Below are 8,432 nucleotides of genomic sequence, written 5' to 3'. Positions count from 1 at the left end.
CCCGATGTTAAAACACCTTTTCTAGAGTCTATTGGACATCAGGGTGTGGTCTTTGAAAATGCATACAGCGCAACACCCAGTTGTATTCCCGCCCGTGCGGCTCTATTAACCGGACGAAGTCAGGAAGGACATGGACGTGTCGGCTATCAGGATAATGTCGATTGGGATTATACGCACTATATGGCTGAAGAGTTTTCCAATGCCAATTATCAGACCCAGTGCATTGGAAAGATGCATGTTCATCCCCCACGCCTATCCTGTGGTTTTCAAAGCTTAAAGCTTCATGATGGTTATTTGGCATGTTACAGAGATAATAACGCACCCTACTGGATGCATCAAAGCGTTCATGATGATTATCTTTTCGATCTGCAAAACCAGACAAATCGCTTCAGCGATGTCACATCCAGTGGACCGGAGTGTAATTCCTGGGTTACTCATCCATGGATCTATGAAGAAAGACTCCATCCGACAAACTGGGTTGCCGATCAAAGCATCCGCTTTATCCAGACAAGAGATCGAACCAAGCCTTTCTTTTTGATGTCTTCGTTTGTACGTCCTCATCAACCCTTAGATCCACCACAGTCCTATTTTGACATGTATAAAGATAAAGATCTAAGAAAACCGGCACAAGGTGATTGGGATGACAAAGAACGTACCAAAACGCATAAGTTTCAATATGACTCAATCTATGGAACCGATGATCCTAACCTGCAGCATGATGCGATGGCCGGCTACTACGCCTCTATCACCCATGTTGATCATCAAATCGGAAGAATCCTATTGGCTTTACAGGAAGATGGCATCTTAGAAGATACGATCGTATGCTTTGTCAGTGATCATGGTGAAATGCTATTTGATCATGGATTATGGAGAAAAGTCTTCCCTTATCAGGGAAGTGTTCATATTCCGTTTTTGATGCGTGTGGGAAAAAATATCACATCCATTCCATCCAATACATTTAAAGAAGTCGTTGAATTACGGGATGTCATGCCTACTTTACTTGATTTTTGTGGAATTTCCATTCCAAATACTGTGGATGGAATCTCTTTAAAACCATTATTAGAACAAAAGACTAATTTCATACGGGATTATCTCCATGGTGAACATAGTTTTCATTCCAATTTATCCAACCACTATATTGTCACTAAACAATATAAATATATATGGTATTCCCAAACCGGAATAGAACAATTCTTTGATTTAGAAAACGATCCATGGGAACGTCATAATTTAATACAAAATAAAAAGTATCAAGAAACAATAAATGTATTAAGAAATCATTTAATCTTTGAATTAAAAAATCGACCAGAAGGTTATAGTGATGGAACTAAACTTTATATAAAAAAGGAACCAAGAACCATGATTCCCTATAAAAACTAGTCAAGAGGCAAAAATTTGTCCGCAGGCCCCTCTCTAAAAAATTACAAAAACAATAATATATCCATCTGACCTTATAAGGAAATGGAGTGCATTATGATACAATGCACTCCTTATTTAAATTAATCGATACGTTTTTCAGTCTCGGGATCAAAGAAGTGAACCTTGCTTAAATCCATAGTTAAGGATAATATACTATTCATCTTTGGTTCTAAACGACTGGCGACTTTGGCTACCATAGGTTGACCGTGAAAAGAACCATGTAAAATATATTCATGACCTAATAATTCTGCTACATCAATTTTAAAATCAAAGCTAGCACTTGGATACGTTTCTTTGACAATGCCTTCACCATATAAATCTTCAGGTCTTATACCTAAGATAACTTCTTTTCCCTGATAGGTTTTTAAAGATTCTAAATACATTTCAGGAATTTGAATATGTGTATCTTGAATATTGAAAGTTCCATCTTTGTAAGTACCTTTTATAAAGTTGGTAGCCGGTGATCCTAAGAAGCCTGCCACAAACATATTGGCTGGATTGTTGTAGATTTCTTTTGGCGTTCCTATTTGTTGGATATAGCCGCCCTTCATCACTACAATGCGATCGGCCATTGTCATCGCTTCAGTTTGATCATGAGTTACATAAATGGTTGTCGCTCCAATTCTTTCATGAAGTTGAATGATTTCACTACGCATCTGTACACGCAATTTGGCATCCAAATTCGATAATGGCTCATCCATTAAAAAGACTTTGGCATTACGTACAATAGCTCTTCCTAAAGCTACACGTTGTCTTTGTCCACCAGATAAGGCCTTAGGCTTACGATCTAAATATTGTTCAATTTCTAAGATTTGAGCGGCATTTCTTACGCGCTTATCAATTTCTTCTTTTGGACATTTTTTCAGTTTTAAACCAAAAGCCATATTATCATAAACACTCATATGTGGATATAAGGCATACGATTGAAAAACCATCGCAATATCACGATCTTTTGGTTCTACATCATTCATCACTTTACCATCAATTTTTAATTCTCCACGAGTAATATCTTCTAAACCCGCAATCATGCGCAAGGTTGTCGATTTACCACAACCAGATGGTCCTACAAATACAATAAATTCTTTGTCTTGGATTTCTAAATTAAAATCAAAGACCGCTTGTACATTATTATCATATACTTTATCTATATGTTTTAAGCTAACTGTTGCCATTTGAATCATTCTCCTTTTCTATCTTCCATATAATCTTGTCATATCAGCAATTTGACTTGACAATGTTTCATTTAACTCACCTTGTTTTAGTCGCCATGTCCAATTATTACCGGTTGTACTTGGTATATTTATTCTTCCATTACTGTTATATCCTAAATAATCTTGAATAGGTATTATTGCCAAGTTAGATACACTGGCAAGTACAGCTCGAATCATTTGCCAATGTATTTCTTGATCTGAATTAATATTTAAATATTGATTGGCAAATTCTCGATCCTCACTTGCACAAGAAGTATACCAGCCAACAATAGTATCGTTATCATGCGTTCCGGTATAGGCTACACTATTATGTATATACATATGTGGTAAATATCCAGAACCTGTATCTCTTGAATCAAAGGCAAACTGAAGAATTTTCATACCTGGAAAACCACATTGTTTCACTAATTCAATTACTTCATCCGTAAGAAAACCTAAATCTTCCGCAATGATTTTGGCATTAGGAACTTGATTTTTCACAATTTCAAAAAATGGATACCCTGGTCCTTTTTCCCATACGCCATGTCTTGCGTTTTTTGAACCAAAAGGGATGGAATAATAACTTTCAAAGCCTCGAAAATGATCAATTCTTAATACATCGACAAAACGTAACTGATGTTTAATTCTTTGAATCCACCAGGCATACTGATCTTTTTCCATGACATCCCATCGAAATAAAGGATTGCCCCAAAGTTGTCCATCGGCTGAAAACCCATCAGGAGGACAGCCGGCAACATCTATAGGTTGTCGCATAGAATCCAACTGAAAAAGTTCTGGCTTTGACCATACATCGACACTATCTAAAGCTACATAAATCGGTATATCGCCCATGATTTGAATGCCTTTCGAATTGGCATAATCTTTTAATTTAAAATATTGTTGAAAGAAAAAATATTGACAAACTTTCCAAAATTCAATTTCATCCTTTAATTCTTCTTTTAGATAGGAAATGGCTCCTTCTTCTTTTAAACGATAAGAAATAGGCCATTCCAGAAACGGTTTTCCATTAAAATATTGTTTAATGGACATAAATAAAGAATAGTCTATTAACCAATTCGATTCTTTTTGACAAAAATCAATATAATCTTTAGTTGGTTGATTTAAAAATCTTTTTACCGCTATCTTTAATACCTTAAATCGAAGATCATATAATGTATTATATTCTATATGTGAAGTAGAAGTACCCCATTCTAGAGTTTGTACTTCTTCTTTTTTTAATAAGTCTTCCTGTATCAATTCATCTAAATCAATAAAATATGGATTTCCCGCATAGATGGAAAATGATTGATACGGTGAATCGCCATAGCCAGTACTTCCAATCGGCAAAATTTGCCAATATGTTTGATTCGAATCTGATAAAAAATCTATAAAGTCATACGCTGATTGTCCTAAAGTTCCTATACCATAATTTGAAGGCAAGGAAAAGATAGGACAGAGTATACCAGCACTTCGTTTCATGACATACCTTCTTCCTAAATCGATGAGACTGTTGCTCCTTTAATGACTTGAAAAGGAATGATTTCATGGATACCATCTCTTTGATAATTTAAGCGTACCAGTAAATCGTCAACAGCTTTATTTGCCATAGTTTCTATATCCTGATGAATGGTTGTTAGTCTTGGAATGGCATATTGTCCTAGTTCAATACCATCAAAACCAATTAAAGAAATTTGTTTAGGAACCTCATAATTATGATCGACTAAACAACGTAATGCACCTAACGCAATAGTATCCCCCAGCGCAAAGAGTGCCGTAATGTCGTTATGTCTTTGTAATAACATAGAGGTAGCGGTATAGCCTCCATCTAAAGAAAATCGACTTGGCTCATAATAACTTTGTTCAAAGTCTACACCAATCTCATTTAAAGCACGCATGGCACCTTGTAAACGAGCCTTCCCTACTGGTGTATTTTGATTTCCTCCGACAATTGCTATATGTTTATGACCCTTTAAAATCAAGTGATGTACCGCACTATAAGCGGCGGCTTCATTATCTGTAGTAAAAGATGAAATAAGAGAATCTTGACTATAAGGACTATTTGTCAAAAGTACGCTTGGTATTCTATAGGAAGACAAGACTTCGGAATAATTCTTTAAATCGCCACCTAAAAAGATAAGTCCTTTCGATTTTTTTTCTTTGATTAAAAGAAATGCTTCTTGAACTTCATCGGCATTTTCATCCATATAATGAACAGAAATTTCTTGTGAAGCTTCTTCTAATCTTCTTTGTAGTACTTCTAAAAGCTCAGCGAAAAATACATTGGCTTGCCCTTTGACTAGAATACTGATAATGTCACTTGTTTTAATTTTCATATTTTTGGCATTTGTATTGGGTTGATAATGTTCTTTTTCAATGATTTCTTTAATTTTTTTTCTTGTTTCATCCGAGACATCAGGATGATTATTGATTACACGGGAGACCGTTCCTATGCTGTAGCCACTAATTCGAGCTATATCCTTTATTGTCTTCATGCTTGTCGCCTCCCATTTTGAGTTCTATTTTATCCTTTTACAGCGCCTGCCGCAACACCTTTAATAATATGTTTTTGACAACTTAAATAGAAAATAATGACTGGAATAACCGCAAGGATTAAGGCCGCCATAATGGCACCCATATCCACACGTCCATAGCTGCCCTTCATGTATTGAATTGCAATTGAAAGTGTCTTGTATTTATTAATATCTAAGACTAGATATGGTAATAAAAAGTCATTCCAAATCCACATTGTCTCAAGGATTCCTACCGAAATATACGTAGGTTTCATAATAGGCAATACCACTCTAAAGAAAGTTTGTAGAGGTGTACATCCATCAATCATAGCTGCTTCTTCAATTTCCTTAGGAATGGATTTGACAAATCCACAAAACATAAATACCGCAAGACCTGCACCAAATCCTAAATAAATAATGACAATACCCCATGGTGTAGTAAGTCCTAAGATATTGGCAATTTTACTTAAAGTAAACATCACCATTTGAAAAGGAACAACCATAGAAAAGATACAAAGAATATAAATGGCTTTTGTCACTTTATTCTTAATTCTTGTGATAAACCAGGCACACATACTTGTACAAATTAATATCACCGCCACACTAACGACTGTAATGAAAACTGTAATGAATACAGCTTGTAAAAGATCATATCCATTGATTGCTTCTTTATAATTTTCTAATCCCGCAAAAGTTTCACCATTTGGAAGTGAAAATGGGTCGGAATTGATCCAAACTTTACTTTTAAAGGAGTTAAAAAGAACAATCGCAATCGGTGCAATCCAGAAAATGGACAATATGCTTAAGATTCCACTTCCAAAGATTCTAGAAATTTTGGATTTCATATTATTGTTCAACCTCCTTATTACGCGTAATTCTAAGTTGTACTAAACCAATTAAGACAACTAAGATAAAGAATAATACCGCTTTAGCCTGACCAACACCTTCAAAGCCAGAACGACCATAGAAGGTATTAAAGATATTTAAAGCCATCATTTCGGACATCTTGGCAGGCTCACCAGCCGTTAAAGCCAGGTTTTGATCAAAGAGTTTAAATCCATTGGTAATGGATAAGAATGTACAAATCGTAATGGATGGCATCATCATTGGAATGGTGATTTTGAATAATTTTTGAATACGATTGGCACCATCAATTTCAGCGGCCTCCATCATATCTTCTGGAATGGATTGAAGTCCGGCAATATATATAATCATCATATATCCAATCTGTTGCCAACAAACTAAGATAATTAATCCCCAGAAACCTAATGTACTATCTAGGTTAATAGCCATACTGTATTGACTTAATATACCAGAAAAGATCAACTGCCAAATATAACCTAGAACAATTCCTCCAATTAAGTTAGGCATAAAGAATATCGTTCTAAAGATATTGGTTCCCTTTAATTTCTTTGTCAGCGCAAGAGCTAAGGCAAAGGCAATAATATTAATAATCAATAAAGATACAAGGGCAAATGCGGCAGTATACCAGAAGGAATGTTTAAAAATCGCATCACCCAGCGCCAAGACATAATTTTTAAGACCAATAAACTTCGCATCGGTTACCGTAGTAAAATCACAAAAGGATAAATAGATTCCCATGATAAATGGAAGTATAAATCCAATAAAGAACGCAATCATTGTTGGCAAAACAAATATTGGCCAAAACTTTTTTAAATTTTTTTCCATAACGCTCTCCTTATCTATTTGATAAAAAAATAAGAGTGATGATGTCTAGACTTTAAATCATCACCACTCTACAATACAATTTAGTCTTTTGTGGCAGCCTTTTCTGAAGCCCATCCATCAACAAATGCTTTTACAACTTTATTCCAGTTATCATCATTTTGATTCGCCGCATAGGTTGTTAAAGCACTACCTACACCATTTTTCCATTCTTCACTAGGCATAGTTGTAAAGTTCCAAGTGACTGGTTTTTTACCTTCTTCCTGGTATTTAGCCGCAATATTTACTAGTGGATTTGAACTCTTTAAGTTTTCTTTAAATGGAATATTGAATCCCATACCGGCTTTTCCACTAGGCATTGCCTTATCGCCACCACAAAGAGCTTTTACAGCTTTTTTATTTGTAACACACCAATTCATGAAATCTAAAGTGGCTTGTACATCTTTTTTATCCGCTTTCGAATTAACACACCAATAGTTTTCTGTACCTGTACATAAACCTTGATTTTCTTCCCCTTCAACACCAATATAAATTGGAATCATATCTAGATTTTCATCACCAATTTCCGCAACATCGTTATAAGCCCAAGTACCATTTTGATAGAATACAGCTTTTTCTGTCACAAAATCAGCTGTCGCATCATCGGCTGTTTTTGTAGAAAGTTGTGTAGGATCACTTGTTGAATTATTAATATATAGATCCCAGATATTTCTATAATTATTTAAATAAGTTCCTTTAATAGCTTCTGTATCAGTAATACCATCGGCTTGATATTCATAATAAATTGGTAAGTTCGCTAAGTGTGTTTTAAAACGCCAGTCACTGGAAGAATCCATACCAGCACTTGTAAAGGCACTAAATCCTAATTCATCTTTACGAGCTGTAATATCTTCACTAATTTTCTTTAGACTTTCAAAGTTTTTGATATCGTCTACAGAATAACCTGCTTCTTTTAATAATTTTTTATTAACGATAATACCATACGTTTCTGTTACATAGCCAATACCAGCCATTTTGTCGCCATCCATTAAAGCATAATCTTGACTAGTAAGTTGACCAGCGATATCACTATCTTTTAAGTCATAACAATAATTTTTCCAGCTAGCAAGTCCTACTGGACCATTGACTTGGAATAAAGTCGGTGCATCACTCTTTGCCATTTCTGATTTTAAAGTAGCCTCATATTGACCACTGGCAGCTGTAAGCACTTTTACAGGAACACCTGATTCCTCCGTGTACATTTCTGCCAATTCTTGCCATTGCTTATCGGCTTCTGGTTTGAAGTTTAGATAATATACACTTCCATTTTCCTTGGATGCCCCTTTAGAGCCAGAGCATCCCGCAAGCATTGTGATGGACAATGCTGCTGCCAATCCTCGTGTTACAAAACGATTCATTATACTTCCTCCTAGTACGAATGTACATTACGTAAACGTTTCCGTAAACGTTTCCAATTACAATTACATCATAGGTCATACCAACCTATAAGTCCAATGTCATTAAGTTAAGCAAAACATGATCTTATGAGTCTTGTCTAAAATAGGCGAGGCTCTTTTATTTGTGAAAAAAAATCTAAAAAAGCTTGACAAAGAAAAAGTCGGAATCTTTAAACATAATCCGAAGGAAT

The 8,432-nt window shown here is 35.2% G+C and carries 7 protein-coding genes; 1 reads left to right on the top strand and 6 read right to left on the bottom strand.

Annotated elements, in window-relative coordinates; genetic code table 11:
- Positions 1-1,380, top strand: a 1,380-nt coding sequence (locus U0M88_RS06770; RefSeq protein ID WP_331869316.1) for an arylsulfatase, incomplete at its 5' end; no start/stop codon positions are given.
- A 119-nt stretch (positions 1,381-1,499) separates the two neighbouring features.
- Here the strand turns inward: U0M88_RS06770 and U0M88_RS06765 are convergent.
- The 6 genes from U0M88_RS06765 to U0M88_RS06740 all read right to left on the bottom strand — a co-directional run bounded on the left by U0M88_RS06765 (position 1,500) and on the right by U0M88_RS06740 (position 8,202).
- Complete coding sequence (locus tag U0M88_RS06765) at positions 1,500-2,591, bottom strand: ABC transporter ATP-binding protein (protein WP_195221855.1); 1,092 nt, start codon at positions 2,589-2,591, stop codon at positions 1,500-1,502.
- Between the two features lie 18 nt (positions 2,592-2,609).
- Positions 2,610-4,088, bottom strand: a complete 1,479-nt coding sequence (malQ, locus tag U0M88_RS06760; RefSeq protein ID WP_331869315.1) for a 4-alpha-glucanotransferase — start codon at positions 4,086-4,088, stop codon at positions 2,610-2,612.
- A gap of 14 nt (positions 4,089-4,102) precedes the next feature.
- On the bottom strand, positions 4,103-5,101 hold the full coding sequence (locus U0M88_RS06755; RefSeq protein ID WP_168964501.1) for a LacI family DNA-binding transcriptional regulator: 999 nt from the start codon (positions 5,099-5,101) through the stop codon (positions 4,103-4,105).
- A 29-nt stretch (positions 5,102-5,130) separates the two neighbouring features.
- On the bottom strand, positions 5,131-5,964 hold the full coding sequence (locus U0M88_RS06750) for a carbohydrate ABC transporter permease (protein ID WP_117446865.1): 834 nt from the start codon (positions 5,962-5,964) through the stop codon (positions 5,131-5,133).
- Position 5,965: 1 nt separating this feature from the next.
- Positions 5,966-6,808, bottom strand: a complete 843-nt coding sequence (locus U0M88_RS06745) for a carbohydrate ABC transporter permease (RefSeq protein WP_117446866.1) — start codon at positions 6,806-6,808, stop codon at positions 5,966-5,968.
- An 80-nt stretch (positions 6,809-6,888) separates the two neighbouring features.
- Entirely contained in the window at positions 6,889-8,202 is a 1,314-nt protein-coding gene (locus tag U0M88_RS06740; protein WP_331869314.1) for an ABC transporter substrate-binding protein, read from the bottom strand.
- Positions 8,203-8,432: the final 230 nt, after the last annotated feature.

Source organism: Faecalicoccus sp., assembly GCF_036552745.1.
GTDB lineage: Bacteria > Bacillota_I > Bacilli_A > Erysipelotrichales > Erysipelotrichaceae > Faecalicoccus.
The sequence above is the reverse complement of the archived record's forward strand: the minus strand, read 5'-3'. Positions and strand labels throughout refer to the sequence as shown.